The 25,027-nt window shown below is 67.4% G+C and carries 21 protein-coding genes and 1 riboswitch; of the genes, 11 read left to right on the forward strand and 10 right to left on the reverse strand.

The features are described 5' to 3' along the window. Positions 1–155 precede the first annotated feature (155 nt). The 5 genes from A6723_RS23320 (at position 156) to A6723_RS23340 (ending at position 5,845) form a co-directional block, all read left to right on the forward strand. A complete protein-coding gene (locus tag A6723_RS23320; protein ID WP_054906815.1) occupies positions 156–1,271 on the forward strand; it encodes an ABC transporter ATP-binding protein in 1,116 nt (371 codons plus the stop codon). Between the two features lie 60 nt (positions 1,272–1,331). Beyond that, positions 1,332–2,474, forward strand: a complete 1,143-nt coding sequence (locus A6723_RS23325) for a PotD/PotF family extracellular solute-binding protein (RefSeq protein WP_054906816.1) — start codon at positions 1,332–1,334, stop codon at positions 2,472–2,474. 141 nt (positions 2,475–2,615) lie between these two features. Continuing rightward, entirely contained in the window at positions 2,616–3,527 is a 912-nt protein-coding gene (locus tag A6723_RS23330) for an ABC transporter permease (RefSeq protein WP_054906817.1), read from the forward strand. 1 nt (position 3,528) lies between these two features. Further along, positions 3,529–4,347 carry an ABC transporter permease gene (locus A6723_RS23335; protein WP_024764643.1) on the forward strand — a complete coding sequence of 273 codons (819 nt, stop codon included), beginning with the start codon at positions 3,529–3,531 and terminating at the stop codon, positions 4,345–4,347. A 25-nt stretch (positions 4,348–4,372) separates the two neighbouring features. Continuing rightward, the gene (locus tag A6723_RS23340; RefSeq protein ID WP_054906818.1) at positions 4,373–5,845 is read left to right on the forward strand and encodes an aldehyde dehydrogenase family protein; all 1,473 of its coding nucleotides are present in this window, start codon (positions 4,373–4,375) and stop codon (positions 5,843–5,845) included. 128 nt (positions 5,846–5,973) lie between these two features. On the opposite strand, the gene A6723_RS23345 is transcribed toward A6723_RS23340, so the two are convergent. From A6723_RS23345 to A6723_RS23355, 3 genes are all read right to left on the reverse strand, one after another. After that, entirely contained in the window at positions 5,974–6,342 is a 369-nt protein-coding gene (locus tag A6723_RS23345; RefSeq protein WP_054906819.1) for a VOC family protein, read from the reverse strand. A 95-nt stretch (positions 6,343–6,437) separates the two neighbouring features. Then, a complete protein-coding gene (locus A6723_RS23350; RefSeq protein ID WP_054906820.1) occupies positions 6,438–7,043 on the reverse strand; it encodes a GNAT family N-acetyltransferase in 606 nt (201 codons plus the stop codon). Positions 7,044–7,103: 60 nt separating this feature from the next. Beyond that, positions 7,104–8,345 carry a TIGR03862 family flavoprotein gene (locus A6723_RS23355; protein WP_054906821.1) on the reverse strand — a complete coding sequence of 414 codons (1,242 nt, stop codon included), beginning with the start codon at positions 8,343–8,345 and terminating at the stop codon, positions 7,104–7,106. Positions 8,346–8,680: 335 nt separating this feature from the next. On the opposite strand from A6723_RS23355, the gene A6723_RS23360 reads away from it, so the two are divergent. Further along, positions 8,681–9,181, forward strand: coding sequence for a hypothetical protein (locus A6723_RS23360; RefSeq protein ID WP_054906822.1), 501 nt, complete (start codon positions 8,681–8,683; stop codon positions 9,179–9,181). Here A6723_RS23360 and A6723_RS23365 read toward each other — a convergent pair. Next, positions 9,166–10,089 carry a histone deacetylase gene (locus tag A6723_RS23365; RefSeq protein WP_054906823.1) on the reverse strand — a complete coding sequence of 308 codons (924 nt, stop codon included), beginning with the start codon at positions 10,087–10,089 and terminating at the stop codon, positions 9,166–9,168. The genes A6723_RS23360 and A6723_RS23365 overlap by 16 nt on opposite strands. Before the next feature lie 65 nt (positions 10,090–10,154). Then, complete coding sequence (locus tag A6723_RS23370; protein WP_054906824.1) at positions 10,155–11,360, reverse strand: MFS transporter; 1,206 nt, start codon at positions 11,358–11,360, stop codon at positions 10,155–10,157. Positions 11,361–11,568: 208 nt separating this feature from the next. Here A6723_RS23370 and A6723_RS23375 point away from each other — a divergent pair, with 208 nt between their 5' ends. Genes A6723_RS23375 through A6723_RS23390 form a run of 4 tightly spaced genes read left to right on the forward strand, consistent with a single transcriptional unit; the run spans position 11,569 to position 15,203 of the window. After that, positions 11,569–12,111, forward strand: a complete 543-nt coding sequence (locus tag A6723_RS23375) for a GNAT family N-acetyltransferase (RefSeq protein WP_054906825.1) — start codon at positions 11,569–11,571, stop codon at positions 12,109–12,111. After that, the gene (locus tag A6723_RS23380) at positions 12,108–13,724 is read left to right on the forward strand and encodes a nitroreductase family protein (RefSeq protein WP_054906826.1); all 1,617 of its coding nucleotides are present in this window, start codon (positions 12,108–12,110) and stop codon (positions 13,722–13,724) included. The genes A6723_RS23375 and A6723_RS23380 overlap by 4 nt, the downstream gene beginning before the upstream one ends. Positions 13,725–13,737: 13 nt before the next feature. Beyond that, positions 13,738–14,607, forward strand: coding sequence for an acyl-CoA thioesterase II (gene tesB / locus A6723_RS23385; RefSeq protein ID WP_054906827.1), 870 nt, complete (start codon positions 13,738–13,740; stop codon positions 14,605–14,607). Then, positions 14,604–15,203: an HAD family hydrolase gene (locus tag A6723_RS23390; RefSeq protein ID WP_054906828.1), complete on the forward strand. Its 600-nt coding sequence runs from the start codon at positions 14,604–14,606 to the stop codon at positions 15,201–15,203. Before tesB ends, A6723_RS23390 begins: the two co-directional genes overlap by 4 nt. A 371-nt stretch (positions 15,204–15,574) precedes the next feature. Here the strand turns inward: A6723_RS23390 and A6723_RS23395 are convergent, their stop codons facing one another. Continuing rightward, positions 15,575–17,431, reverse strand: a complete 1,857-nt coding sequence (locus tag A6723_RS23395; protein ID WP_054906829.1) for a TonB-dependent receptor domain-containing protein — start codon at positions 17,429–17,431, stop codon at positions 15,575–15,577. A gap of 88 nt (positions 17,432–17,519) precedes the next feature. Further along, positions 17,520–17,714, reverse strand: a riboswitch (cobalamin riboswitch). A 29-nt stretch (positions 17,715–17,743) separates the two neighbouring features. Next, positions 17,744–19,654, reverse strand: coding sequence for a 1-deoxy-D-xylulose-5-phosphate synthase (gene dxs, locus A6723_RS23400; protein ID WP_054906830.1), 1,911 nt, complete (start codon positions 19,652–19,654; stop codon positions 17,744–17,746). 244 nt (positions 19,655–19,898) lie between these two features. On the opposite strand from dxs, the gene A6723_RS23405 reads away from it, so the two are divergent. Then, a complete protein-coding gene (locus A6723_RS23405; RefSeq protein WP_054906831.1) occupies positions 19,899–20,903 on the forward strand; it encodes an Ldh family oxidoreductase in 1,005 nt (334 codons plus the stop codon). A 208-nt stretch (positions 20,904–21,111) separates the two neighbouring features. Here the strand turns inward: A6723_RS23405 and A6723_RS23410 are convergent, their stop codons facing one another. The 3 genes from A6723_RS23410 to A6723_RS23420 all read right to left on the reverse strand — a co-directional run bounded on the left by A6723_RS23410 (position 21,112) and on the right by A6723_RS23420 (position 24,975). Continuing rightward, positions 21,112–22,689, reverse strand: a complete 1,578-nt coding sequence (locus tag A6723_RS23410) for an aldehyde dehydrogenase (NADP(+)) (protein WP_054906832.1) — start codon at positions 22,687–22,689, stop codon at positions 21,112–21,114. A 230-nt stretch (positions 22,690–22,919) separates the two neighbouring features. Beyond that, a complete protein-coding gene (locus A6723_RS23415) occupies positions 22,920–23,837 on the reverse strand; it encodes a dihydrodipicolinate synthase family protein (protein WP_015475498.1) in 918 nt (305 codons plus the stop codon). 106 nt (positions 23,838–23,943) lie between these two features. Continuing rightward, the gene (locus tag A6723_RS23420; protein WP_054906833.1) at positions 23,944–24,975 is read right to left on the reverse strand and encodes a proline racemase family protein; all 1,032 of its coding nucleotides are present in this window, start codon (positions 24,973–24,975) and stop codon (positions 23,944–23,946) included. Positions 24,976–25,027: the final 52 nt, after the last annotated feature.

A 25,027-nucleotide genomic window follows, 5' to 3' on the forward strand; every position in this document is an offset into this window, starting at 1 on the left:
TCCCTCATCTCTGCCTTAGCCCAAAGGGGAAATGTATCGCCCGCGTATGCGTTCCGCCCGATCCAATCCCGCCATCTATCCCCCGAGGGATATATACACCCCGAAAGCCCCATTGCTAGCGTGACCACCAACAAGAACAAAGTGGGAGCGCGGTGATGGAAAGCGGTCAGGATGTCGATATCGAGTTCCGTAACGTGGTCAAGCGCTATGGCAGCGTGCCGGCGGTCAACGGGCTGAGCTTCAAGGTCAAGCGCGGCGCTTTCCATTCCTTCCTCGGCAGCTCCGGCTGTGGCAAGACCACCACCCTGCGGATGATCGCCGGCTTCGAGCAGCCCAGCGAAGGCGAGGTCCTGCTGGCTGGCCAGGCGGTGGCAGGGGTGCCGGCGCACCAGCGCGCGGTGAACATGGTGTTCCAGCACTACGCGCTGTTCCCGCACCTGACCGTGGCCGAGAACATCGCCTACGGCCTGCGCTACCGCACGCCGCGCCCGGACCGCGCGCAGCAGCGCCGCATGGCCGACGAGGCGCTGGAGATGGTGCGCCTGTCCGGCTTCGGCACGCGCAAGCCGCACGAGCTTTCCGGCGGCCAGCAGCAGCGCGTGGCACTGGCCCGCGCGCTGGTGAACAAGCCCACCGTACTGCTGCTCGACGAACCGCTGGCGGCGCTGGACCGCAAGCTGCGCAAGGAGATGCAGTCGGAACTGCTGCGCCTGCAGCGCGAGGTCGGCATCACCTTCGTGCTGGTCACCCACGACCAGGAAGAGGCGCTGTCGATGAGCGACAGCATCAGCATCATGAAGGACGGCCTGATCATCCAGACCGCCACCCCCGAGGCGCTCTACGAGACCCCGGCGAGCCGCTACGTGGCGGACTTCATCGGTGAGTCAAACCTGTTCGCCGGCACCGTCCGCCGCCTCGATTCCGGCCGTGTGGTGCTGGGCACGCCGGCCGGGCTGGAACTGAGCAGCCCGCCGACACCCACCGGCCCCGCGCTGGCGCCCCAGGCCGAAGGCTGCATCGCCGTGCGCCCCGAGCTGGTCGGCATTGCCGCTGCGGATTCGGAGCTGCAGCGCGAAGTGCGCCTGAAGGGTCGCGTCGAGGACCGCATCTACCTGGGCAACCTCACCGAATACCGCGTGCGCACCGACGCCTTCGGCATCGTCTGCGTGCGCGTGCCGCGCAAGGCCGGTGGCGAGGCCGAAGCCTTCGAGCACGGCGCGCCGGTACAGATCGGCTGGAACCAGGCCAGCGGCCTGGCCATGGCTCTCTGAACCGGGCTCAGCCCGACGATCCAACCATAACGACAATCAGCAGACAGGCGGGGAGTGAAGATGGACAAGAAGAGCTTCATCAAGACGATGCGCAGCTGGGAAAACGGTTCCATCACGCGACGCGATTTTCTTGGCAAGACCGGGCTCGGCCTGGCGATGGCGGTGGTCGCCGCCAACACTCCCGGTCTGCTGACCGGCAAGGCCTACGCGGCCGAGGGCAGCAACATCGGCGACCGCCTGGCCTTGGCCACCTGGCCGAACTACCACAGCCAGGAGAACTTCGACGCCTTCGCCAAGGCCACCGGCGCGCGGGTGCAGATGAACGTGTTCGGCTCCAACGAGGAGATGCTCGCCAAGCTGCAGGCCGGCGGCAGCGGCTGGGACGTCTTCGTGCCGACCAACTACACCATCAGCACCTACGTGCAGCTCGGGCTGATCGAGCCGCTGGACCTGTCGCGCATCCCCAACTTCGACCCCAAGGCCTTCGAGGAACGCTTCATGGCCCAGGGCACGGTGGACGGCAAGGTCTACGCGGTGCCGAAGAACTGGGGCACCACCGGCATCGTCTATGACGCCAGCCGCGTGAAGGGCAGCCCGGATTCCTGGAAGCAGTTCTGGGACCTCACCCTGACCAGCGCCTCGGGCCGCACCATCGTCCACGACTACCAGCTCACCGCCATCGGCAATGCGCTCAAGTACTACGGCTACAGCTTCAACTCGCTGGACCCGAAGGAGCTGGCCGAGGCCGAGAAGCTGCTGATCCAGGCCAAGCCGCACCTGTTCGCGATCAACTCCGACATCCAGCCCTCGCTGCGCAACGGCGATGCCTGGATGGCCATGGCCTGGACCGGCGACGCCTCGCAGCTGCACCGCGACAACCCGGACATGACCTTCGTGCTGGGCAAGGAAGGCGGCGAGATCTGGAGCGACTTCTTTGCCATTCCCAAGAGCGCCGAGCACAAGGACGCCGCCTACGCGTTCATCAACTACCTGCTCGACCCGCAGCACAACAAGCTGGAGGTGCTCTCCCACGGCTACCCGAGCGGCGACAAGCGCGTCGATGCGCTGCTCTCCCAGTCGATGCTCGACGACCCGATCATGTACCCGGCGGCCGAGCGTCTTTCGCCGCTGGAGTTCGGCGCCGCGGCGACCCTTACCAGCCCGGTGCGCGCCGAACTGATGGCGCGGTTCAAGGCCGCCTGAGGAAGGTCTCCCTGTAGGAGCGAGCTTGCTCGCGAACCGCCCAGCTCCCGAGCTGCCGGTGAATTCTTTCGCGAGCAAGGGCTAGGCGCCCCCCTCGCTCCTGCAGGGGAACTGCGTAACTCCATGCGTAGGGAATCGAACATGAACATCGCTGTCAGCGCCCCGTTGCCGCAGACCCAGGCGACGCCCGCAGTCTCGCGCGCGAAAAGCCTCAGCCGGCGCGTCACGCTCCTGCTGCTCCTGCCGTCCACTCTGTGGTTCCTGCTACTGCTGCTGATGCCGCTGGTGATCATCCTGGTCTTCAGCTTCGGCGAACGCAGCGCCGTGGGTGGTTATGGCGGCGGGCTGACGCTGGAGAACTACCTGAACCTCGGTTCCCGCGCCCAGGCCTTCTGGAACACCCTGACCCTGGCGCCGCTGGGCACCCTGGCCTGCCTGCTGGCGGCCTACCCGCTGGCTTACTTCCTGGCGGTGAAGGTGCGGCGCAACAAGTCGCTGCTGCTCACGCTGGTCATCGTGCCGTTCTGGACCAGCTTCCTGATCCGCACCTATGCCTGGATCTTCATCCTCAGCGGTCGCGGCATTCCCGCGCTGCTGGAGAGCTTCGGCATCGCCGACGTGCGGCTGATCAACACGCCCTACGCGGTGCTGATCGGCATCGTCTACGGCTACCTGCCGCTGATGGTGTTCCCCATCTACGTGACCCTGGAGAAGCTCGACAAACGCCTGCTGGAAGCCTCCGGCGACCTCGGCGCCAGCGCCTTCGAGACCTTCCGCCGGGTGACCCTGCCGCTGTCCGCGCCCGGGGTGATCACCGGAGTGATGCTGGTGTTCATCCTGCTCATGGGCGAGTTCCTGATCCCGGCGATCCTCGGCGGCGGCAAGGTGTTCTTTGTCGGCAACGCGCTGGTCGACCTGTTCCTGCAATCGCGCAACTGGCCGTTCGGCAGCGCGGTGGCGATGACCCTGGTGGCGATGATGCTGTTGATCATCGGCGTCTACCTGAAACTCGTGGCCCGCTATGGCGGCTCGCGCAACGACGGGGTGCTCTGACATGTGGCTGCGCAGTTACTCCACCTCGGTCTACCTGTTCCTCTATGCGCCCATCGCGCTGATCATGCTCTTCGCCTTCAACGCCGGGCGCAGCGGGCTGAGCTTCCAGTGCTGCTCGGTGCAGTGGTTCGGCCGCGCCTTTGGCAACCCGTTCATCATGGAAGCACTGGGCAACAGCGCGCTGATCGCCTTCTGCTCGGCGCTGATCGCCACGCTGTTCGGCACCCTCGCGGTGTTCGGCCTGCAGCGGGTCGGCAAGCGCGTGCGCCTGCTGTTCGACGCGCTGACCTACTGCGCGATCATCGTGCCGGGCATCGTCATCGGCATCGCCACGCTGATCGCCTTCATCACCCTGTTCGACGTGGTGAACCCGCTGCTGGCGCTGCTGGATATCGGCCTGCCGAAACTCAACATGGGCTTCGGCACCGTGGTGGCAGCGCACTCGCTGTTCACCATGGCGCTGGTGATGGTGATCGTCCGCACCCGCGTCGAGGCGATGGACAAGTCGCTGCTGGAAGCCTCCGCCGACCTCTACGCGCCGCCGCTGGACACCTTCTGGCGCGTGACCCTGCCGCAGATCGCCCCGGCCATCCTCGCCGGCTTCCTGCTGGCGTTCACCTTCAGCTTCGACGACTTCATCATCGCCTTCTTCGTCGCCGGCTCGGAAACCACGCTGCCGATCTACATCTTCTCGTCGATTCGCCGCGGCATCACGCCGGAGATCAACGCCATCTCCACGGTGATCATCTGCGCCTCGCTGGCGCTGCTGTTCACCTCCCGCTACCTGCAGAACCGCCGCACCGGCGTTCAGGCCGCCTGAGGGCCGACTTCAAGGAGACTCGAGGATGCGCGACCAGCTCTACATCAACGGGCAGTGGGTCAGGCCGGACCTGGGCGGCCGCTTCACCAGCTACGACCCCGCCACCGGCCAGCCGCTGCGTGAAGTGCCGGCGGCCACCGAGGAAGACGTCGACCACGCCGTGCGCGCGGCGCGTACAGCGTTCAATCGTGGTTGGGGGCAGAGCCGCGGCAGCGAGCGCGCCGAATGGCTGGAAGCGCTGGCCGGCGAGCTGGAACGCAACCAGGACTCGTTGGCCGAACTGGAAGTGCGCGATAACGGCAAGCCGTTGCCCGAGGCGCAGTGGGATGTGGCCGACGCCATCGGCTGCTTCCGCTATTACGCTGAGCTGGCGCGGGAGCTGGACGAGCGCCAGGACCAGGCTCTGCCACTGCCCGACGAACGCTTCCGCTGCCGCATCCGCCAGGAGCCGGTGGGCGTGGCCGGGCAGATCATCCCCTGGAACTACCCGCTGCTGATGGCGGCATGGAAGGTCGCGCCGGCTTTGGCGGCGGGCGCCACCTGCGTGCTCAAGCCGTCCGAGCTGACGCCGCTGAGCGCCCTGGAACTGGCCGCCGCCGCTGATGCCATCGGACTGCCGGCCGGGGTGCTGAACGTGCTGCCGGGGCTGGGCGCGGAGGCCGGCGGGCCGCTGAGCCAGCATCCGGGCGTGGACAAGCTGGCCTTCACCGGCAGCGTGCCGACCGGTTCGCGGATCATGTCGGCGGCGGCCCAGGACATCAAGAACGTCAGCCTGGAGCTGGGTGGCAAGTCGGCGTTCATCGTCTTCGATGACAGCGATGTCGAGGCGGCGGTGGAGTGGATTCTCTTCGGCATCTTCTGGAACCAGGGCCAGGTGTGCAGTGCCACCTCGCGCCTGCTGGTGCAGGAGGGCATCGCCCCGCGCCTGATCGAGCGGCTGGTGGAAGCGACCCGTGCGATCACCATCGGCAACGGGCTGGAGCCGGGCGTGCTGCTCGGCCCGCTGGTCAGCCAGGGGCAGCACGAGAAGGTGCTCGGTTTCGTCGACAAGGGCCGCGCCGGCGGCGCCCGCCTGCTCACCGGCGGCAAGCGTCCCGCGGGGCTGGAGCAGGGCTGGTTTATCGAGCCTGCGATCTTCGACGAACCAGCGGAGGATGCGCTGATCTGGCGCGAAGAAATCTTCGGCCCGGTGCTCTGCGTGAAGCGCTTCAAGACCGAGGCCGAGGCCCTGCGCCTGGCCAACGACAGCCGCTTCGGCCTGGCCGGCGCGGTGATGTCCGGCGACCCGCAGCGCGCCGCGCGGGTGGCGGACGGGCTACGTGCGGGGATCATCTGGGTCAACTGCTCGCAACCCACCTTCACCCAGGCGCCCTGGGGCGGCATGAAGCACAGCGGCATCGGCCGCGAACTGGGTGTGTGGGGGCTGGAGAACTACCTGGAGGTGAAGCAGGTGACCGAGTACATCTCCGACCAGCCCTGGGGCTGGTACCTGAAGTAGGGGCATCACTGTAGGAGCGAGCTTGCTCGCGAACAAAGGTTGGCCGGGAATGCGGTGTGGCCTGAGGCTCCATTCGCGAGCAAGCTCGCTCCTACAGGCGAAGCAAGGCTCCGGCTGTTACCAGCGTATCAATCGAGGTTGTGCCCGATCCGCCAGAGCACGCCGCTAGGGTCGTGCAGGGTGAAGTCGCGCATCCTCCACGGCTGGTCTTCCGGCGCGCCAAGGCGCACGCCGTAGCGTTCGGCGAGGCCGGCGTCGCGCACCTTGGCGAACCAGGCGTCGGCGTCCTCCACCAGCAGGTGCAGCATCAGGTTCTCGGCGAATTCCTTGACGTAGTAGTTCTGCAGCAGGAAGGCGCAGTGGTCGCCGTGGTGGAAGTAGGCGAGCTCCCCGGAGCTCCACGGCGAGTTGAAGCCCAGGTCCTTGTAGAACTGCTGGGAGAGTGCGAAATCGCGGGCGGGGACGAAGACTTTCAGTTCAACGCTGGCAGTGCTCATGGGCAACCTTCCTGGTTCATGCGTGAGCAGGCTTCTCGACGGTGTTTTCTATGGGGCCGGGCCGCCTCTGGCGGGCGGCTGGCCGCGAGTCTAACTCAGAGCTTGCGCTGCATGTAGCGATGGCTGGAGACGCCCGGCAGCGTCGAGACGCGCTCCACCTGCACCTCGAAGCCGAAACGTTCATAGAGCGCCTGGGCCTTGGGATTGGCTACCGAGACGTCCAGCGCCGCCATGGGCAGGCCATTGCTGCGGCCGATCTGCAGGAAGTGCTCGATCAGCTGGCTGCCCAGCCCCTCGCCACGAAGGTCCGGCGTGACGCCCAGATGCGCGAGGTACAGCGTCCTGCGCGGCGGCGGGCAGATGATCCTTTCCAGTTGCAGGCCGCGGCGGATGACGCCGGGCGCGGCCAGGCCGAAATAGCCGAGAATCTGCCGCGTGGCCGCGAGCATGTAGCCCAGCGTCACCTCGCCGCCGAACACCGTGCCGGCGGCCGCGACGTTACCGTCCTGTTCGCCGACCCAGTGCTGGCGCCAGCCGAACTGCCCGCCGCCCTGGACGAAGGCGTAGCGCAGGAAGTCCTGCGCGCTATTGCGGCCGGGGCGGGCGAAGGCATAGTCGAAGGCGTCGGGGCCTGAGCTGTAGATCAGCGGGATGGCGGCGTCGACATCATCGGGGCGGGCGCGGCGGAAGGTCAGCGGCATGCAGGCGACTCCAGGGTGGGAGTCGAGAATCTAGCACTATGGTTCCATAAATTGCAGCGCTCAGCCTTGTGCTTGGAGCCATTGCAGTGCGCCAAGCCCGGCCGCGTGGCCGCTGGCGAAGCAGGCGGTAAGCAGGTAGCCGCCGGTGGGCGCTTCCCAGTCGAGCATTTCGCCGGCACAGAACACGCCCGGCAGCGCCTTGAGCATCAGGCAGTCGTCCAGCGCCTCGAAGGTCACGCCACCGGCGCTGCTGATGGCTTCGTCCAGTGGGCGGGTGCGCACCACGGTCAGCGGCAGCGCCTTGATCAGGGCGGCGAGGCGTTGCGGGTCGGCATAGTCGGCGGCTGTGGACAACTCGCGCAACAGCCCGGCACGCACGCCGTCCAGCCCCAGGCGGCCGCGCAGATGGTTGGCCATGGACTTGGAGCCGCGCGGCTGCGCCACGGCCTTGGCGACCTGCTCCAGGCTGCGGCTGGGCAGCAGGTCCAGGTGCACCGTGGCGCTGCCGGACTGCTCGATGCCTTCGCGGATACCGGAAGACAGGGCATAGACCAGGCTGCCCTCGATGCCGCCGGCGGTGACCACGAACTCGCCCTGGCGCGGCGTGCCGCCGGGCAGCGAGAGGGCCACCGGCTTGACCGGTGCGCCAGCGAACTTGTCGCGGAAGAACTCGCTCCAGCCTTCCACCTCAAAGCCACAGTTGGCCGGGCGCAGCGGCGAGATATCCACCGCGCGCCCGGCCAGCAGCGGTACCCAGGCACCGTCCGAGCCCAGGCGCTGCCAGCTGCCGCCGCCGAGGGCGAGTACTGTGGCGTCCGCCGTCACGCTGCGTTGGCCTTGCGGCCCTTCGATCAGCAGCGCGCCGTCGGCGTCCCAGCCCAGCCAGCGGTGGCGGGTGTGGATGACCACGCCGGCTTCGCGCAGGCGCTTGAGCCAGGCCCGCAGCAGTGGTGCGGCCTTCATGTCGGTGGGGAACACGCGGCCGGAGGTGCCGACGAAGGTCTCGATGCCCAGGCCATGGATCCACGCGCACAGCGCCTGGTTGTCGAAGGCGTCGATCAGCGGCGCCAGGGTTTGCGCGCGCTTTCCGTAGCGCAACAGGAACGGCTCGCGGGGCTCGGAATGGGTGATGTTCATACCGCCCACGCCGGCCAGCAGGAACTTGCGCCCGACCGAGGGCATGGCATCGAACAGTTCCACCGTCACCCCGGCGCTGGACAGGACTTCGGCCGCCATCAGGCCAGTGGGGCCGCCGCCGATGACGATGGCGGTACGGGAGGCGAGCGGGCGGGAATCGGTCATGCAGAAGGCCAGGCGAAGAGTGCGGGAAAAGGCGCAATTCTAGCGCAGCAGCACTGCGCGCCGGTTGCTCATTTTTTGCCCAGTTTTCCCGGAGCCTGCGCAGGCGGGGGCGTCGAGCGCTTTCCCGCAGGTTATCCACAGGCCGTTCCACAGCCATGGTGGAAAACGTTGGCCGCGGCATATTCCGAGGAGGTAGCCAGTATCGTACAGCGCGCCCTGATCCCCAGATGGTAGGCGTTACGATAATTCTGACAGCGGATCGAGATTCCGCCGATGTTGGCGCTTTTGTGAATCCGTCAGCATGCGGACCTCTTGCAACCTTGGTCCGATGGTCGATGAAAGTTCGTGATTACCTTCGCTCTCATGAGGCCCACCTTTGGGTGGAGGGCAGTGACACCCGCGTGCGCGTGAATGGCCTCGACATTGTCATCCGCAGCCTGCCCAGCGAGGAAATTCGCACTCTGCTCAATGAGGCGGTGGCCCACATGGTGGTGCGCCTGAACAAGAACCTGCAGGGTTCGAAAGTGAAGTTCGAGCAGCGTGTGCTCGAGTTGCTGTCGATACAGGTCGCGCTGCACAACCTCTATGTGTTCACCAACTGGAGCCGCCTGTTGCCGCGCTACCTGCAGTTCGCGGGGCCGCTGCGCGCCCAGGAGCTGCTGCAGCACCATGTACCCGAACAGGTGATGCGCTTCTGCGAGAAGCACTACGGTGAGGATTGCCGTTTGCGTGCCGGTGCGTTGCTGGGCTTTTCGGCCCACGAGCTGGCGCGTTGGGAACAGCAGCGCCTGCCCTCGCGCATGGACACCAACAACTCGCGCTACCGGGCCAACTGAAGCTCGCGCGCTACCCGCGCCGCGCTGTGGTGCAGGATGCCATGGCGTCGGGCCAGCGCGTGGCGGTCCTTGTCGTAGCCCCCGCCGATCACGCCGACCACCGGAATATCGCTGGCCAGGCAGCGGCGGATGACGTGCTCGTCCCGTGCTGCCAATCCCGCATCGGTCAGCTGCAGATAGCCCAGGGCATCGTCCTTGTGCACGTCCACGCCGGCGTCGTAGAGCACGATGTCCGGCTGGTACAGCGGCAGCAGGTAGTCCAGCGCCTCCTCCACTACCTTCAGGTAGTCCGCATCGCCCAGGTGCAGCGGCAGGGGAATGTCCCAGTCGCTCTGCGCCTTGCGCGCAGGGAAGTTCTTCTCGCAGTGCAGTGACACGGTCACCGCGTCCGGCACGTTCTCCAGGATGCGTGCAGTGCCATCGCCCTGGTGCACGTCGCAGTCGAAGATCAGCACGCGATTGGCCTTGCCGCTTTCCAGCAGGTAGAGGCTGATCACGGCAAGATCGTTGAAGATGCAGAAGCCCGAGGCGTGGTCATGATGCGCGTGGTGCGTGCCGCCGGCCAGATGGCAGGCCAGGCCATGTTCGAGCGCCAGTTCGGCCGCCAGCAGCGAGCCGCCGACCGCACGCACGGTGCGCCGGGCCAGCGCTTCGCTCCAGGGCAGGCCGAGGCGGCGCAGTTCTTCGCGGCTCATCTCGCCGCTGCAATAGCGCTCGATGTAATCGCGGTCGTGGGCCAGGGCGAGGATATCCACAGGGCAGAGTTCCGGACGCAGCAGCTCGGCGTCGCTCACCAGGGCGCTGTCCACCAGGTGGTCGCGCAGCAGGCGGAACTTCTCCATGGGGAAGCGGTGATTGTCCGGGAAGGGCGGACTGTAGTCGTCGTGGTAGACCAGGGGCAGCGGCATGGCGACAAGGGTACGCCGAGCTCGTGCACGGACGAAAGGGCCGGCAGGGCGCCGGCCCTTCTGGATCAGCCTTCGTTGGAGAGGGCGGTGTTGCGTTGCGCGCTTCGGCTGGTGACCACCGAGACCGACCACAGCACGAAGCCGCCGATGGCCAGCAGGCTGCCGACCCAGCCCGGCGAGGTCCAGCCGAAGCCGGCCGCCAGGGCCAGGCCGCCGAGGTATGGGCCCAGGGCGTTGGCGAAGTTGAACGCCGAATGGTTCAGCGCCGCGGCCAGGCCCTGGGCGTCTTCGGCGACGTCCATCAGGCGGGTCTGCAGCACGGTGCCCAGGGCGCCGCCGAAGCCGACGAAGAACACGCAGATGGAGATGGTCCAGATGTTCCCGGCGGTGAACGGGAAGATCGCCAGCACCACCGCACTCCACACCAGCAGGCCACCGGCGGTGGGCATCACGGCGCGGTCGGCGAGTACCGGGATGAACAGGTTGCCCAGGGTCATGCCGATGCCGAACACCGCCATCACCAGCGGCACGATGCTCGGCGAGACGTGGGTGACGGCGCCGAGGATGTCGGCCAGGTAGGTGTACACCGCGAACAGGCCGCCGAAGCCGATGGCGCCGATGCCCAGGGTCAGCCAGACCTGCCCGCGCTTGAGCGCACCCAGCTCGCGCAGCGGGCTGGAGTCCGGCTCGGCGGGCGAGTAGGGCGCGAGCAGGCGCACGCAGATCATGGTCAGCACGCCCAGTGCCGCGACCAGGGCGAAGCTCCAGCGCCAGCCCACGGCCTGGCTCAGCCAGTTGGCCAGCGGCACGCCGATGATGGTGGCGACGGTGAGGCCGAGGAACATCCGCCCGACTGCCACGGTGCGCCGGTGCGGCGGCACGATGGAGGCGGCGACCAGCGCGGCGATGCCGAAGTAGGCGCCGTGGGGCAGGCCGCTGATGAAGCGGAACAGCAGCATCCAGTGGTAGGTCGGCGCCAGTGCGCTGAGGCCGTTGCCGACGGCGAACAGCGCCATCAGCAGTACCAGCAGGGTACGACGTGGCAGGCGCGCGCCGAGCACCGCCAGCAGCGGCGCACCGACCACCACACCCAGGGCGTAGGCGCTGATCACGTGGCCGGCGGTGGGGGCGTCGATGCCCAGCGCCGGGGCGAAGTAGGGCAGCAGGCTCATGGTGGCGAATTCGGTGGTGCCGATGGCGAAGCCGCCGACAGCAAGGGCGAAAAGCACCAGGGCCGTACTGCGTTGCAGTCCGGTGGTGGAGGTCGTCATTGGGTTTCCTTGGTCTTTTTGAGGTGCGCCGTGGCGGCGCGGCTGTCTGCGAGAGCACGGTCAAGGCAGTGACCGACAGCGAAGGTAGGAGAAAAATACCAGATGATGGCGCTCGTTGCTGAATCGATTGCGCCTGGTCTGACGGATTGCCGCCTACAGGTCCGTGGGCGGGTATCATGGTCACCTTTGCCGACGCGTGATGCCGACCATGGATATCCCGAGCCTGACTACCGAGCGCCTGCTGCTGCGCCCCTGGCGCACCGAGGACCTTGCGCCCTTCGCCGCGTTGAACGCCGACGCACAGGTGATGCGCCACTTCCCCGCCTGCATGAGCCGCGAGGAGAGCGACCTGCTGGCCGCGTGCATCCTCCAGCATTTCGACGAGCATGGCTTCGGCCAGTGGATAGTCGAGCGCCGCGAGGATGGGGCGTTCATCGGCGTGCTCGGGCTGGCGCGGGTGTCCTTCGAGGCGGCCTTCACGCCCGCAGTGGAGATCGGCTGGCGCTTCAACGTCGCCTACTGGCGCCAGGGCTATGCCTTGGAAGCGGCCCGCGCCGCGCTGGATTTCGCTTTCGAACAGTTGCAGCTGGAGGAAGTGGTGGCCTTCACCGTGCCAGCCAACCTGCCGTCCCAGGGCTTGATGCAGCGCCTGGGGATGATTCGCGATGAAGCCGGCGACTTCGAGCACCCGCGCCTGCCGGAAGGCCACGCCTTGCGCCCCCATGTGTTGTATCGGATTCGCCGCCCATGAAGCCGGAAGACGGCGTGCGCGCCTACCACGAACTGAGCAGCCATCGCCCGGAGCGCTTCGCCCCCGGCCCCGGCCAGCTCGACTGGGCGACCCAGCCGGCCGCCTTCCGCCGCTATGCGGGTGCGCGCTGCATCGAACTGCTGCACCGGCCGCAGGAAGAGTCGCCGGGGTATGACGACGCCTTCGCCGGCCCCATCGGCCAACCGGCGCCACTGAGCCTTGTCAGCGTTTCGCAGCTGCTCTACGACAGCCTGGCGATCTCGGCGTGGAAGGAGGCCGGCGGCAACCGCTGGGCGCTGCGGGTCAACCCGTCCAGCGGCAATCTGCACCCGACCGAGGCCTATCTGCTGCTGCCCTCCGGCGCTGTGGATAACGCTGCGCTGCTGGTGCACTACAGCGCCGACGAACACGTGCTGGAGGTGCGCGCCGAGCTGCCCGCGCCGCTGGCCAAAGCCTTGAACGATGCGCTGCCGGCGGGTGGTTTCCTGCTGGCGCTGGCGAGCATTCCCTGGCGCGAGGCCTGGAAGTACGGCGAGCGCGCCTACCGCTACTGCAATCATGACCTGGGCCACGCGCTGGCCTGCCTGGGCATCGCCGCGGCGATCCAGGGTTGGGAGGTGCGCCTGTTGCGCGGCATTGCCGAATCACGGCTGGATGCGCTGATCGGTCTCGACCGTGAAGGCTTCAGCGAGCATGAGTTCGCCGACGCACTGCTATGGATCGGCCCGGCGCAGCCGGCCGAATTCCCATTGCCCGACTCACTGCTCAAGGGCCTTGCCGAGTTGCCGCTGGACGGCACGCCCAATCGTCTGTCCCGCGACTATCGCCACTGGCCGGAGCTGGAGCGCGTGCACCATTTGTGCCGCGCGCCCGCGTTGCCCGCCGGCCAATGGAGCGCCGCGAATGCCGATCCCGCTGTGGATAACCCCGGCCTGCCGTTGCGCCCGATCCTGCATCGTCGGCGCAGCGCGCAGTCCATGGATGGCCGCAGCGGCATTCGCGCCGAACTGCTGTATGCCTGGCTGCAGCGCTTGATGCCGGAGCGCTCGCCCGTGCCGTTCGCTTGCACCGGCGAGCCGGCGCGTGTCGACCTGCTGCTGTTCGTCCACCGCGTCCAGGGCCTGGAGCCGGGCCTGTACTGGCTGGGCCGCAGTGGTCGCGAGGCGGGGGGGTTGCGCGAGGACTACCTGTGGCAGCCGGTGGCGGAGAGCGGTGTGCCGCTGTACCGCCTGTTGTCCGGTGATGCACGCGGGCTGTCGGCGTTCCTGTCCTGTGGGCAGGACATCGCCAGCGACGGTTGCGTCGCCTTCGCCATGCTCGCCGACCTCGGCACCGTGCTGACCGTGGGCGCCTGGACTTATCCGCGCCTGTACTGGGAAGCCGGGCAGGTCGGCCAACTGCTCTACCTGGAAGCCGAAGCGGCGGGCCTGTCGGGCACCGGCATCGGCTGCTATTTCGATCCGGCAGTACACCAACTGCTGGAAGGGGGTCCGGACTGCCCGGTCAGCCTCTATCATTTCACCATTGGCCGCGCGGTCTGGGATGAACGGCTCACCAGCCTTCCCGCTTATCCGTCGCCACGCCGACTCCCACTTCAGCAAGACCGCAATTGAGGAAACAACGCGCATGACCCAGATCCTGGACAACCTGGTGGCTCTGCTGAGCCTGGAACAGATCGAAGAGAACCTGTTCCGCGGCACGAGCCAGGACCTCGGGTTCCGCCAGCTCTACGGCGGGCAGGTACTCGGCCAGGCGCTGTCGGCGGCCAGCCAGACCGTCGACCCGGAGCGCCATGTGCACTCGATGCACGGCTACTTCCTGCGTCCGGGCGACGCCAGCAAGCCGGTCGTCTACCAGGTCGACCGCGTGCGCGACGGCGGCACCTTCAGCACCCGCCGCGTCACCGCGATCCAGAAGGGCCAGCCGATCTTCGCCCTGAGCACCTCGTTCCAGACCGACGAGGAAGGCTTCGAGCACCAGATCACCATGCCCGAGGTGGTCGGCCCGGAGAACCTGCCGACCGATCAGGAGCTCAAGAAGCGCAGCGCCGCGCAGTTCCCCGAGCGCATTCGCGACAAGCTGCTCTATCCCAAGCCCATCGAAATCCGCCCGGTGACCGAGAACGACCCTTACGACCCCGAGGTCGGCGAGCCGATCAAGTACCTCTGGCTGCGCGCCGACGGCAAGCTGCCGGACGTGCCGGCGCTGCACAAGTACATCCTCGCCTATGCCTCGGACTTCGGCTTCCTCACCACCTCGCTGCTGCCCCACGGCCGCTCGGTGTGGCAGAAGGACATGCAGGTCGCCACCATCGACCATTCCGTGTGGTTCCACCGCGACCTGCGCGCGGACGAGTGGCTGCTCTATGCGATCGACAGCCCCTGGGCCGGCAATGGCCGTGGCTTCGTGCGCGGCAGCATCTTCAACCGTGATGGCCAGCTGGTCGCTTCCTCGACCCAGGAGGGCCTGATCCGCCGCCGCGAGGACTGGGCATGAGGCTTGGGGATATCCGTCATTGGGTGTTCGACATGGACGGCACCCTGACCCTGGCGGTGCACGATTTTCCGGCGATCAAGCGCGCGCTGGGGATTCCCCAGGAGCACGACATCCTCACCCACCTGGCCGCGCTGCCGGAGGATGAGGCAGCGGCCAAGCACGCCTGGCTGCTGGAGCACGAGCGCGAGCTGGCGGTGGCGTCCAAAGCGGCGCCGGGTGCGGTGGAACTGGTGCGTGCGCTGCATGCTGCGGGCTACCGCCTGGGCATCCTGACGCGCAATGCCCACGAGCTGGCGCTGATCACGCTGGCGGCCATCGGTATTGGTGACTGCTTCCTGACCGAGGATGTTCTCGGTCGTGGCGAGGCCGACCCCAAGCCAAGCCCGGATGGCCTGCTGCGCCTGGCCGCGCGCTGGGACGTGGCGCCGCAGAAGATGCTGATGGTCGGCGACTACCGCTTCGACCTCGACTGCGCGCGTGCGGCTGGGGCGCACAGTGCGCTGGTGAATCTTGCTGAGAATCCCTGGCCCGAGCTGACCGACTGGCATGCGCAGGACTGCGCGGAGCTGGGGCGGATGGCGGGGGTACTGGTCTAAGCCGAGCATTCCACTGCAGCTTCGTAGGGCGAATAACGCGCCAGCGTTATCCGCCGATGGCACGGGTGGCGGATAACCTGTTCCAGGTTATGCGCCCTACGAAACTGGTTTAATCCGCTGCTTGCGAGCGGGCTCCTGTACCGGGCCGCCGTGGATGTCTGCCCGTGCGCGATTGGGCATCGCGGATGAATCCGCTCCTATGGTGGCCTGATTGGCATCGGTGCTGGGGCTCCTCCCCTCACCCCAGCCCTCTCCCAAAGGGAGAGGGGGCCGTTCGGCGTTGCCGGGGGGCACGGCGTTCGCCGGACGCCAGGTCAGTTCCCTCTCCCTCCGGGAGAGGGTTAGGGTGAGGGGCCGCCAGGCCGCTTTTCTTACAGCTCCGGCGTCCAGGTCACCGCCAGCAGTGCGGTACGGCCTGGTTCGCGGTAGGGGCGGGCCTCGCCCATGTAGTCGCTCGGGCTGGTCGGGCGCAGGTAGTCGCCGAGGGTGTAGTCGCGGTCCAGGGCGTTATCCAGCTTCAGGTCGAAGCGGACTTCGTCACTGGCCAGCCAGCTGGTGCGCAGGTCGAGCACGCCGTAGCCGGAGAGTTCGCGGGTGTTGGCCGCGTCGTCGTAGCGCTGGCTGACCGCGCGCCAGGTGCCGCCGACGCCGAACGCGCCGACCTGGCGATCCAGGTCCAGGCTCAGGGTGCGGCGCGCACGGTAAGGCAGGGTGTGGCCGGTGTCGCGGTCGCGCGGGTCGATCAGGCTCAGGCCGAGCGCGGCCTGCCAGCCCAGTACTTCGCGGGCAACGCTGGCCTCGAAGCCATTGATGCGCGCCTTGTTGATGTTCTCCGGCTGGTTGCTGGTGCTGTCCCAGGCGATCAGGTCGTCGACCTCGGTGCGGTACAGCGAGGCTTCCAGGTGCGTGCCTTCGATGTCGCCGCGCCATTGCAGCTCGTAGGTCTTCGAGGTCTCGGCCTTCAGGTCCGGATTGCTCGCGCCGGGGTAGTAGAGGTCGCTGAAGGTCGGTGCGCGGAAGCCTTCGCCGTAGCTGGCGATCCAGGTCTGGTTGTCGCCGACCGGCAGGCTGAAGGCGGCGTTCCAGCTGTTCTGGCTGCCGTAGGCCTGGTTGTTGTCGTGGCGGATGCCCAGCTCGGTGCCGAAGTTGTCGCCCTTGAAACTGTGCTGGGCGAAGAAGGCGCGGTTGCTGCGCTGGTCCTCGGCGAAGTCGGTGCTGCCGTCGACCTTGTCCTCGTACCAGTCGGCGCCCAGGGCCAGTTGATTGGCCTCGTCCAGTTGCAGGCGGTTGATCCAGCTCGCCGAGTGGCGGGTGGTTTCCAACGTGCCGTTGTTCCAGCTGTCGGCCGCGCCCACGGCCTTGTTGCGGTCGAAACTGCGGCCCAGCTCCAGGCGGCTGTTCCACATGTTGGTGATCTGGCCGTCGAGATAGGCGCTGTAGCTGCTGACGCGGAATTCGTCGCGGGGCGAGCCCGGCTCGAAGTTGTAGGCGTCGTCGTACTCGTTCTTGCCGCGCTGATCGTTGAGGTTCAGGCCGGCCTTCCAGTCGTCGCTGAAGCGATGGTCCAGGTTCAGGTGCACGGCCTTGTTGCGCTGGGCGTCGTGGTCGTTGTCGGCGCCGACGTTGTCGCTGGTGCGGTCCCAGCCCTGGCTCTCGTCCAGGCTGCCGCCGAGGTTGTAGCGGGTCTGCTCGTTGCCGCCGGAGAGGCTCAGGCTGCGCTCGAAGGTGCCGTGGCTGCCGGCGGCCAGGCGGACTTCCGGGTGCAGGCCGGCTTCGCCGCGGCGGGTGAAGATCTGGATGACGCCGCCAATGGCGTCGGCGCCGTACAGCGCCGAGCGCGGGCCACGGGTCACTTCGACGCGCTCGATGCTGTCGATGCTCAGGTAGTCCAGGCGGCCAATGCCGCTGCTGGCCGAGGCGATGCGCTGGCCGTCCACCAGCACCAGGGTCTGCGCGGTGCTGGTGCCGCGCACGGAGTACGAGACCACGCCGCCGGAGCTACCCATCTGCACGCCGGGTACACGGGCAAGCAGGTCAGGGACGCTGCGTACCTGCAGGCGCTCGATGTCGGCGCGGGTGAACACGCTGTTGGCCGAGGTGGCTTCGGCGCGCGGCTGGGCCTGGCGCGCGGAGGTGATCACCTGGTCGGAGAGCCGGTAGTTGTCGTCGGCGGCGAACGCCAGGCCGGGCAGCAGGCTGGTGGCCAGGGCGAGTCGGGTCAGTTTCATGGAGCGTCCTCAAAAGCGGGCGGATGACTTTCGAGGAGGGCGTGGCAAGGGCGGCAGGCCGCACTTGACGGTGCGGCCCTCCGCAACACCTGTCGGGGCGTGTCGAGGGCGGTCTCCGGGCTGCCGACGTCACATCGCCGCCTTCCCACAAGAGCAGTGGCCATGGCGATGCTGCGCTCCCTGGGGGAGTGCGTCGGTTACCGTTGCGGGGGCAGCGCAGGTCTTTCACCTGCTTCCCGTTACCTCGAACGAAAACGGGCGCACCTTAGTAGGTGCGCCCGTGGCTGGCAATACTCAGGACGAGGGATGTGCTCAGCGGTCGCCGAGGACGTGCAGGCGCGCACGTACCGCGGCTTCGATGCCGGCAGCGTCCAGACCGCACTCCGCCAGCATCTGCGCAGGCTTGGCATGCTCGACGTAGTAGTCCGGCAGGCCCAGGTGCAGGATCGGCTGCTGGATATTCTCGCGGGCGAGGAATTCGCTGACGGCGGCGCCGGCGCCACCCATCACCGAGTTCTCCTCGATGGTCACCAGCAACTCGTGGCTGGCGGCCAGTTGGCGCACCAGTTCCTCGTCCAGCGGCTTGACGAAGCGCATGTCGGCGACGGTGGCGTCGAATTGTTCGGCGACTTTCAGTGCCTCGGCCAGCTGCACGCCGAACACCAGGAAGGCGACCTTGCCGGCCTTGCCTTCGCGGCGCACCACGCCCTTGCCGATTTCCACCGGTGCCAGCTCGGCTTCGATGGCGGCGTTCGGGCCGGTGCCGCGCGGGTAGCGTACCGCCGCCGGGCCTTCGAAGTGATGGCCGGTGGTGAGCAGCTTGCGCAGTTCGTTCTCGTCGCTGGGGGTCATCACCAGCATGCCGGGGATGCAGCGCAGGTAGGAGAGGTCGAAGCTGCCGGCGTGGGTCGGGCCGTCCTCGCCCACCAGGCCGGCGCGGTCGATGGCGAACAGTACGTCGAGGTTCTGCACCGCGACGTCGTGGATCAACTGGTCGTAGCCGCGCTGCAGGAAGGTGGAGTAGATCGCCACCACCGGCTTGGCGCCGTCGCAGGCCATGCCGGCCGCCAGGGTTACGGCGTGCTGTTCGGCGATGGCGACGTCGAAGTAGCGATCCGGGAACTTGTCGGCGAAGGCCACCAGGTCGGAGCCTTCCTTCATCGCCGGGGTGATGCCGACCAGGCGCGGGTCCTCGGCAGCCATGTCGCACAGCCACTGGCCGAATACGCTGGAGTATTTCGGCCCGCCCGCCTTCTTCGGCACGGCATGGGCGGGGGCGCCCTCGGGTTCGAGCTTGGTGATGGCGTGGTAGCCGATCGGGTCGATCTCGGCCGGGCCGAAGCCCTTGCCCTTCTTCGTCACCACGTGCAGGAACTGCGGGCCCTTGAGGTCACGCATGTTGCGCAGGGTGGCGATCAGGGTCGGCAGGTCGTGGCCGTCGATGGGGCCGATGTAGTTCCAGCCCAGCTCTTCGAAGAGCGTGCCGGGGACCAGCATGCCCTTGGCGTATTCCTCGGTGCGGCGGGCGATCTCCCAGGCGCCGGGCAGGCGCGAGAGCACTTTCTTGCTGCCTTCGCGCATGCTGCTGTAGGTGCGGCTGGAGAGGATCTTGGCCAGGTAGTTGGACAGGCCGCCGACATTGTTGGAGATCGACATGTCGTTGTCGTTGAGGATCACCAGCATGTCGGCCTTCACTTCCGACGCGTGGTTGAGCGCCTCGAAGGCCATGCCGGCGGTCAGCGCGCCGTCACCGATCACTGCCACCGACTTGCGGTTGGAGCCCTGCATGCGCGCGGCGATGGCCATGCCCAGGGCGGCGCTGATGGAGGTGCTGGAGTGGCCGACGCCGAAGGTGTCGTACTCGCTCTCCGAGCGGCGCGGGAAGGCGGCCAGGCCGTCCTTCTGGCGCAGGCTGCCCATGCGCTCGCGGCGACCGGTGAGGATCTTGTGCGGGTAGGCCTGGTGGCCGACGTCCCACACCAGGCGGTCGTCCGGGGTGTCGAAGACGTAGTGCAGGGCGACCGTCAGCTCGATGACGCCCAGGCCTGCGCCGAAGTGGCCGCCGGTCTGGCCGACGCTGTACAGCAGGTACTGGCGCAGTTCGTCAGCGAGGGTCAGCAGCTCCGCTTCCCCCAGCCGGCGCAGCTCGACCGGCGTGCTGGCGCGGTCGAGCAGAGGCGTGGCGGGGCGCTCGCGGGGAATCTCGTGGAACGTCGTGGGCATCAGGCTGATCGTTATGAGAGGCAAAGATGCGGAAGTTTACCCGAAGCTCCGGATTGGCCCAAGCAACGTGGGGCCAATCCTTTGGACGACCGGATGGTCGGGATTCGGCCGCCGGCTGTGCTGAAATCGTCGTCGCCCTTGCCGATTGCAGGCAAGCCAGCCCCGGCGCCAGGCGCCACTGTAGGCACGATGACCGACCGGCGGCGGTTTGCCGCAGCCTTTTGTAGCAATCGAGGAGGATGGCGTGACCCGACTGAGCCTGGAAGAACTGCGCGAATTGTCCGAGGCGATCCTGCGTCGCCACGGTTTCAGCGAGCCCCACGTGCAGGGTGTGACCGACACTGTGATGGCCGGCGAGCGCGATGGCTGCGCGTCCCACGGTGTTTGGCGCCTGCTCGGTTGCATCCATACGGCGCGCGTCGGCAAGGTCTCGCTGGACGCTGTGCCGCAGCTGTCGGAACCGGCGCCGGCACTGGTGCGGGTGGACGCCAAGGGCGGCTTCTCGCAGTGCGCCTTCGATCTCGGCCTGCCGAAGCTGGTCGAAAAGGCGCGTAGCCAGGGCATTGCGGCGATGGCGGTCAACCATTGCGTGCACTTTTCGGCACTGTGGGTGGAGATCGAGCGCATCGTCACCCATGGCCTCGTGGCCCTGGCCGTCACCCCGGCCCAGGCCTATGTGGCGCCGGCCGGTGGGACGCGGCCATTGTTCGGTACCAATCCCATCGCCTTCGGCTGGCCGCGCGCCGGGCAGAACCCCTATGTCTTCGACTTCGCCACCACGGTCGTGGCGCGTGGTGAAATCCAGCTGCACGAGCGCGAGGGCAAGTCGATTCCGCTGGGCTGGGGGATCGATGCGCAGGGCAACCCCAGCACTGACGCAAGCGCCGTGCTAGACGGCGCCATGCTCACCTTTGGCGGGCACAAGGGCTCGGCGCTGGCGACCATGGTCGAGCTGATCGCCGGCCCGCTGATCGGCGACCTGACCAGTGCCGAGTCCACGGTGTTCGACGAAGGCACGAAGTCCTCGCCGTACCACGGCGAATTGCTGATCGCCATCGACCCGGCGCGCTTCCTCGGCGCCGAAGCGCCACAGCACCTGGCGCGGGCTGAAACGCTGTTCGAGTCCATCGTCGACATGGGCGCGCGCCTGCCGTCCCAGCGGCGCTTCACGGCACGCGAGCGCAGCCTGAAAGAGGGCGTGGCGATCAGCGATTCGCTGCATGCCGATTTGCGCGCGCTGCTGGAATAGTTCGAGGTCGGCTTGCCCCACGCCTTACGAACTGTAGGAGCGAGCTTGCTCGCGAGCCGACCTCCGCGGCGGGGTTCAGGTTCGCGAGCAAGCTCGCTCCTACAAAGAGCCTTTCCTGATGCCGGCGCATAAAAAAGCCCCGGCGCAAGGCCGGGGCTGAGCATTGGTGCGGGACTGGCCGACAGTTCACCCCCGCGCCGACGAACCCTCAGCGAGTCACGGCGTTGCGTGTCGTCTCGCCATCCACCAACCGGGCGATGCCCAGCGGGTTGGCGTCTTTCAATGCGTCGGGCAGCAGCGCGTCCGGGTAGTTCTGGTAGCACACCGGGCGCAGGAAGCGGTCGATGGCCAGGCTGCCGACTGATGTGCCGCGCGCGTCGGAGGTCGCTGGATATGGCCCGCCGTGGACCATCGCGTCGCAGACTTCCACACCGGTCGGGTAGCCATTGATCAGCAGGCGCCCGGCCTTGCGCTCCAGCACCGGCACCAGGGCGGCGAAGCGTGTGAGGTCGCCCGGTTCGGCGATCAGCGTGGCGGTGAGCTGGCCGTGCAGGCCGTCCAGCGCGCGGCGCAGTTCGGCCTCGTCAGCCACTTCGACGACGATGGTGGTCGGGCCGAAGACTTCTTCCTGCAGCAGTTCTTCACCTTCCAGCAGCAGGCTGGCCTTGGCCTGGAACAGTTGCGGGAACGCCTGCCGGCCCTCCTGCGGGTGCCCGGCGAGGTGGCGCAGGCCGGGGTGGGTGAGCAGCTTGGCGATGCCCTTCTCGTAGCTTTTCAGGGTGCCGGCGTTGAGCATGGTCTGCGCCGGGCGCTGGCTGATCTCGGCGATCAGGTTGGCGGTGAACAGGCTGAAGGCCGGCGAAGCGATACCGATCACCAGGCCGGGGTTGGTGCAGAACTGGCCGCAACCCATCACCACGGAATCGACCAGCTCGCGGGCGACTTTCTCGCCGCGTGCTTCCAGTGCGGCGGGCAGGACCAGCACCGGGTTGATGCTGCTCATCTCGGCGAATACCGGGATCGGCTGCGGGCGCGCGGCGGACAGGTCGCACAGCGCGCGACCGCCCTTGAGCGAGCCGGTGAAACCGACCGCCTGGATCGCCGGGTGCTTCACCAGCGGCTCGCCGACGCCAGCGCCGTAGATCATGTTGAACACGCCAGCGGGCATGCCGGTGGATTCGGCTGCGCGGACGATGGCTTCGCCGACGAGTTCGGCGGTCGCCATGTGGCCGCTGTGGGCTTTCACCACGACCGGGCAGCCAGCGGCCAGCGCGGCAGCGGTGTCGCCACCGGCGGTGGAGAAGGCCAGCGGAAAGTTGCTGGCGCCGAACACGGCTACCGGGCCGACGCCGGTGCGGTACTGGCGCAGGTCCGGGCGGGGCAGCGGCTGGCGCTCGGGCAGTGCGCGATCGATACGCGCGCCGAGGAAGTCGCCACGGCGCAGCACCTTGGCGAACAGACGCATCTGGTTGGCGGTGCGGCCACGCTCGCCCTGGATGCGCGCGGCGGGCAGGGCCGTCTCGCGGCAGACGATGGCGATGAAGTCGTCGCCGAGGGCTTCCAGTTCGCTGGCGATGGCGTCGAGGAACTGCGCGCGGCGCTCCGCCGGCAGCGCGTTGTAGGTTGGGAAGGCGGCTTCGGCGGCGCGGGCGGCGGCGTCGACTTCGGCTTCGGTGGCCTGGAGGAATTCGCGGGGCAGGGCTTCGCCGGTGCTGGCGTCGAGGCTCTGCAAGCGGATGGTGCCGGTGCCGATGCGTTGGCCGGCGATGAAGTTCTGGGCGGTCATGGGATGGGTTCCATAGTCTCCGGTGGGATTTGTGCGGGAGCAAAGGCCCCTCTCCCTAACCCTCTCCCTGAAGGGAGAGGGGACTGGTTCGGCGTGATGCGCAACGGAGTGCTTCTCCTGATTCCACTGAGTCAGGAGAGCGGTGGAGCGTCATGTTGCTCGGACACTCCCTCTCCCTTCAGGGAGAGGGCGGGGGAGAGGGTTGCCCCGGGCACTCGGTACGATTCGGCTCAGAGCCCCACATCCGGCAGCTTCGGCCGATTCGCCAGCGCCTTGGCCATGATCGTCTCCACGTGCTCGCGGTCCGCGCCTTGCAGCGCCAGGCGCGGCGGGCGGGTGAGGGCGGTGCCGCGGCCGGCGATCTCTTCGCAGAGCTTGATGCATTGCACCAGGTCCGGGCGGGCGTCGAGGTGGAGGATCGGCATCAGCCATTCGTAGATCGGCATGGCTTCTTCGTAACGGCCGGCCTTGCACAGGCGGAAGATGGTCTCGCCCTCTTGCGGGAAGACGTTGGACATCCCCGAGATCCAGCCTTCGGCGCCCACGGCGATGCTCTCCAGCACCACGTCGTCGAGGCCGGCGAAGAGGATGAAGCGGTTGCCCACTTCGTTGCGCACGTCGATGAAGCGGCGGGTGTCACCGGAGCTGTCCTTGAAGCAGACGATGTTCTCGCAGTCGGCCAGGGAGATGAGGATGTCCGGGGTGACGTCGTTCTTGTAGATCGGCGGGTTGTTGTAAACCATCACCGGCAGGTCGGTGCTGGTGGCCACGCTGCGGAAGTGCGCGGCGGTTTCATGCGGCTTGGAGGAGTAGACCAGCGCGGGCATCACCATGATGCCGTCGACGCCGACCTTCTGCACCGCCTTGGCCACCTGCGAGGCGCCGTGGCTGGTGAACTCGGCGATGCCGCAGATCACCGGCACGCGGCCGCCGGAGGCGTCCTTGGCGACTTCGGTGACGGCCATCTTTTCCTCGATGGACAGCGAGGTGTTCTCGCCCACGCTGCCGCACACCACCAGGCCCGAGACGCCGTCGCGCACCAGGTTGGAGATCACCTTGTGGGTGGCTTCCAGGTTGACCGAGAAATCATCGTTGAACTGAGTGGTCACCGCGGGGAACACGCCACTCCAATTGACCTTCTTGCTCATGTTTTTCTCCAATTGTCGTATTTCGTATACGAAACGTCTGAAGGAAATCCCGCAGCATTTCGTCGTCGGGTGCCGCTACGCGGCGAATCAGGGTTGAAAGGGGAAATCAGTAACCGTTGGGCCAGGTATCCGAGAGCCGATAGCCTTCGGGCCAGGGATCGCTCGGGTCGAGCAGGTGCTGGTGGGTGCCGGTGATCCAGGCGCGGCCGGAAATGCACGGGTGGATCGCCGGTTTGCCGCCGACGCTGGTGAGGCCGTCGATGCGGCAGTGGAACTGGGAATCGATGATCGAGTGGCCGACAAAGCGTTCGCCGTCCTTCAGCTGGCCCTTGGCATGCAGCACCGCCATGCGTGCCGAGCAGCCGGTGCCGCAGGGCGAACGGTCGATCTTGCCGGGGCGGATGACCACGGCGTTGCGCCCGTGCAGCACGCCGTCGATGCGTTCTACCGGCGCGGTCAGCTGGCAGAAGGAGATGTGCGCCCAGTCGTGGTTTTCCGGGTGCTTGAAGCCCAGTTGCTGGTTTGCCGCCTGGGTGATCTTCAGGCCGGTGGCAACCAGGTCGGCGGCCTCCGAGGCGTGCAGGGTGAAGCCCAGCGCGTGCGCGTCGGCCAGCACGAAGCTGTCGCCGCCGTAGGCGGTATCCACCTGCAGCGAACCGAGGCCTTCCACTTCGATCCAGGCATCGAGCTTGTCGGCGAAGGAGGGCAGGTTGCGCACTTCCACGCGCTGCACCTTGCCGTCCTTGCAGTCGGCCACGGCCTCGATCAGCCCGCCCGGCGCTTCCAGGGTCAGGCGTGTCTGCGGTTCCTGCATCGGCAGGATGCCGCTGTCGAGCAGCACGGTGCTGACGCACAGCGAGTTGGAGCCGGACATGGGCGGCACGTCCGCCGGCTCCATGATGATCCAGGCCATCTGCGCCCGCGGGTCCTTCGGCGGGACCAGCAGGTTCACGTGACGGAACACGCCGCCGCGTGGTTCGTTGAGGACGAAGTTGCGCAGGGTGTTGTCGCTGGCGATGAAGCGCGACTGTGCCCACACGGTGTCGCCCGGCGGCGGGGCGACGCCGCCGACGATGACGTCGCCGACTTCGCCTTCGGCGTGGCAACTGACGACGTGGATGATCTTGCTCGAACGCATGTCTGTCTCCTGGTTCTTTCGCGGCCCGTTTTTCCCTCTCCCCAGCCCTCTC

It is taken from the genome of Pseudomonas sp. AU11447 (genome assembly GCF_001672555.2).
Lineage (GTDB): Bacteria > Pseudomonadota > Gammaproteobacteria > Pseudomonadales > Pseudomonadaceae > Pseudomonas > Pseudomonas nitroreducens.

Bases quoted from the DNA above. Each gene is read 5' to 3' on its own strand.
- A6723_RS23320 (WP_054906815.1), top strand. From the start codon at position 156: ATGGAAAGCGGTCAGGATGTCGATATCGAGTTCCGTAACGTGGTCAAG.
- A6723_RS23325 (WP_054906816.1), top strand. From the start codon at position 1,332: ATGGACAAGAAGAGCTTCATCAAGACGATGCGCAGCTGGGAAAACGGT.
- A6723_RS23330 (WP_054906817.1), top strand. From the start codon at position 2,616: ATGAACATCGCTGTCAGCGCCCCGTTGCCGCAGACCCAGGCGACGCCC.
- A6723_RS23335 (WP_024764643.1), top strand. From the start codon at position 3,529: ATGTGGCTGCGCAGTTACTCCACCTCGGTCTACCTGTTCCTCTATGCG.
- A6723_RS23340 (WP_054906818.1), top strand. From the start codon at position 4,373: ATGCGCGACCAGCTCTACATCAACGGGCAGTGGGTCAGGCCGGACCTG.
- A6723_RS23345 (WP_054906819.1), bottom strand. From the start codon at position 6,342: ATGAGCACTGCCAGCGTTGAACTGAAAGTCTTCGTCCCCGCCCGCGAT.
- A6723_RS23350 (WP_054906820.1), bottom strand. From the start codon at position 7,043: ATGCCGCTGACCTTCCGCCGCGCCCGCCCCGATGATGTCGACGCCGCC.
- A6723_RS23355 (WP_054906821.1), bottom strand. From the start codon at position 8,345: ATGACCGATTCCCGCCCGCTCGCCTCCCGTACCGCCATCGTCATCGGC.
- A6723_RS23360 (WP_054906822.1), top strand. From the start codon at position 8,681: ATGAAAGTTCGTGATTACCTTCGCTCTCATGAGGCCCACCTTTGGGTG.
- A6723_RS23365 (WP_054906823.1), bottom strand. From the start codon at position 10,089: ATGCCGCTGCCCCTGGTCTACCACGACGACTACAGTCCGCCCTTCCCG.
- A6723_RS23370 (WP_054906824.1), bottom strand. From the start codon at position 11,360: ATGACGACCTCCACCACCGGACTGCAACGCAGTACGGCCCTGGTGCTT.
- A6723_RS23375 (WP_054906825.1), top strand. From the start codon at position 11,569: ATGGATATCCCGAGCCTGACTACCGAGCGCCTGCTGCTGCGCCCCTGG.
- A6723_RS23380 (WP_054906826.1), top strand. From the start codon at position 12,108: ATGAAGCCGGAAGACGGCGTGCGCGCCTACCACGAACTGAGCAGCCAT.
- tesB (WP_054906827.1), top strand. From the start codon at position 13,738: ATGACCCAGATCCTGGACAACCTGGTGGCTCTGCTGAGCCTGGAACAG.
- A6723_RS23390 (WP_054906828.1), top strand. From the start codon at position 14,604: ATGAGGCTTGGGGATATCCGTCATTGGGTGTTCGACATGGACGGCACC.
- A6723_RS23395 (WP_054906829.1), bottom strand. From the start codon at position 17,431: ATGAAACTGACCCGACTCGCCCTGGCCACCAGCCTGCTGCCCGGCCTG.
- dxs (WP_054906830.1), bottom strand. From the start codon at position 19,654: ATGCCCACGACGTTCCACGAGATTCCCCGCGAGCGCCCCGCCACGCCT.
- A6723_RS23410 (WP_054906832.1), bottom strand. From the start codon at position 22,689: ATGACCGCCCAGAACTTCATCGCCGGCCAACGCATCGGCACCGGCACC.
- A6723_RS23415 (WP_015475498.1), bottom strand. From the start codon at position 23,837: ATGAGCAAGAAGGTCAATTGGAGTGGCGTGTTCCCCGCGGTGACCACT.
- A6723_RS23420 (WP_054906833.1), bottom strand. From the start codon at position 24,975: ATGCGTTCGAGCAAGATCATCCACGTCGTCAGTTGCCACGCCGAAGGC.